This is a genomic window from Streptomyces bohaiensis (assembly GCF_012033785.1).
GTDB lineage: Bacteria > Actinomycetota > Actinomycetes > Streptomycetales > Streptomycetaceae > Streptomyces > Streptomyces bohaiensis.
On sequence record NZ_JAAVJC010000491.1, the window covers coordinates 1 to 1,722 of the forward strand.

Here is a 1,722-nt window from a genome sequence, read left to right on the forward strand (position 1 = left end):
CCCGCCGGCGCGCTGCTCCCCGGTGCGCCTGCGGGGCCCCGGTCGGGCCACCGGGCCGCCCCGGGTCGGTGGCGGCCGCGGGTCGGTCGGAAGCGGCGCCGACCGTGCCGTCGCCGGCCCGGCGCTGCTCCGTGTCCGTCTGCCCGGCGTGCGCACGGGAGGCGGGCCCCGTGGTCGGAGCGCGGGACGCCGCCGTGCCGTTCGGTCCCGGCGACGCCTCGCCCCCAGGTCCCGACGCCACCGCGCCGTGCGGTCCGGTCGGCCCCCGCGGGGCGGACGGGGCCGCCGGGGTGTCCGTCGCCGACCCGTCAGCCGTCGACGCACCACCGGGGCTCGTCCGGGAACCACCGGGGCTCGCCGAGGCTGCCGCCCCGCGGGCTCCCGCGTCGCGGCCACGCGGCGGGCGAGCCGCATCGGCGAGCACCCAGGCCCGGTGGAGAGCAACCAGCTCCGCACGGTCCGCTCCGCAGGCACGCGCGATCCGCTCGACCGGGGCGTAGTCGACCGGCACCGCGGCGCCCGACCCGTAGCGGTGCAGTGTGGAGGCGCTCATGTGCAACCGGCGGGCCAGCGTCCCGTAGCTGAGCCCGGACCGCTCCTTGAACCCCCGCACCAGCCGTGCGAACTCCGCGGCGGCGTCCTGCTGCTCCACCCGATTCCCCTCCCCCGGCGACCGGACCCTCCGGTGCCGCCCGTCGGACCGCGCACCCGGACGCACCGAGCGCGTTCCCGCCGGGCACCGCGTTCCGCCCGGCGTTCCAGGCGGACCGCGTCGCCGCAGTTCAGCGGCGGTGCGGGCATTCCAGCGTCCCGCCTTCGCCACGGCCCGTTGTCCCACCCGGTGCCGCCGGGACACGGTGGTGGCGACCCACCGGGAACGGCCCGGTGACGACCGACAGCACTCTAAGGGGAACCATGCGACGCACTACTGCCCGATGGACCGCGGGGCTCGGGGCCGCGGCGACGATCGGCGCCCTCACCGTCGCCACGACCCACCAGGCGCAGGCCGGAGCACAGCCGCCGACCGCCGCAACCGCGGCCACTCCGGCAGCTGATCTCGCGGCGGCCGATTTCCTCGCCGGGGACGAGCTGCCGCCGCACGCGGTCTCCGACTGGTACGCCGGGGAGGTGACGCCCGGGCTGCCGGACGCGCCACTGGCGTGCGTCGACGGCCTCGTCCCGGCGGCCGGCGCCGCGCACCGTGACTACGGGACGGAGCTGGACGCCTCCGCCCGACAGATCGTGGTGCGGACCGCGGACGCGACCGCGGCGGCCGACCTGGCGGCGGCGCTGGAGTCGGCCGCCGCGGGCTGCGCCGCCGACTGGCTGCGCGGGGAGGCGGGTGCGGTGGCGGGCTGGGACGACCTCGGCGCTGTCGACGCGGGTGACGGCGGCCGGGCCTTCGCCGTTCACACCGCACCGCCCGAGGCGGGAACGAACATCGCCGTCCACGGCGTCGGCAGGGCCGGGACGACGGTGACGCTGGTCTCCTGGGGGCAGCTGGGCGGACTCTCCGACGCACCGGCAAACGCCTTCGCCCAGACCCTCGCCACCGCGATCGACCGGCTGGGCTGACCCGGCGGCGTTCACCGCCGGTGGTGGGGCGGCGGCGCGCCCGGCCCGGCGGCTGTGCCGCGAGGGCGGCTGAGGGGGCCGTCGCGCGGGGCGGAGCCGGTCGCGGCTTCGGTGGTGCGGTGGGCAGCATCGGGGCCGTGCCGGGCC

General features: G+C 79.0%; 2 protein-coding genes. One reads left to right on the forward strand and one right to left on the reverse strand.

What is annotated here, in order from left to right:
* Positions 1 to 856: helix-turn-helix domain-containing protein (locus HCN52_RS26285; RefSeq protein WP_312876862.1), on the reverse strand; the 856-nt coding region annotated here is incomplete at its 3' end.
* Positions 857 to 915: 59 nt separating this feature from the next.
* On the opposite strand from HCN52_RS26285, the gene HCN52_RS24190 reads away from it, so the two are divergent.
* Positions 916 to 1,575 carry a hypothetical protein gene (locus HCN52_RS24190; RefSeq protein WP_168090550.1) on the forward strand — a complete coding sequence of 220 codons (660 nt, stop codon included), beginning with the start codon at positions 916 to 918 and terminating at the stop codon, positions 1,573 to 1,575.
* Positions 1,576 to 1,722: the final 147 nt, after the last annotated feature.

Bases quoted from the DNA above. Each gene is read 5' to 3' on its own strand.
- HCN52_RS24190 (WP_168090550.1), top strand. From the start codon at position 916: ATGCGACGCACTACTGCCCGATGGACCGCGGGGCTCGGGGCCGCGGCG.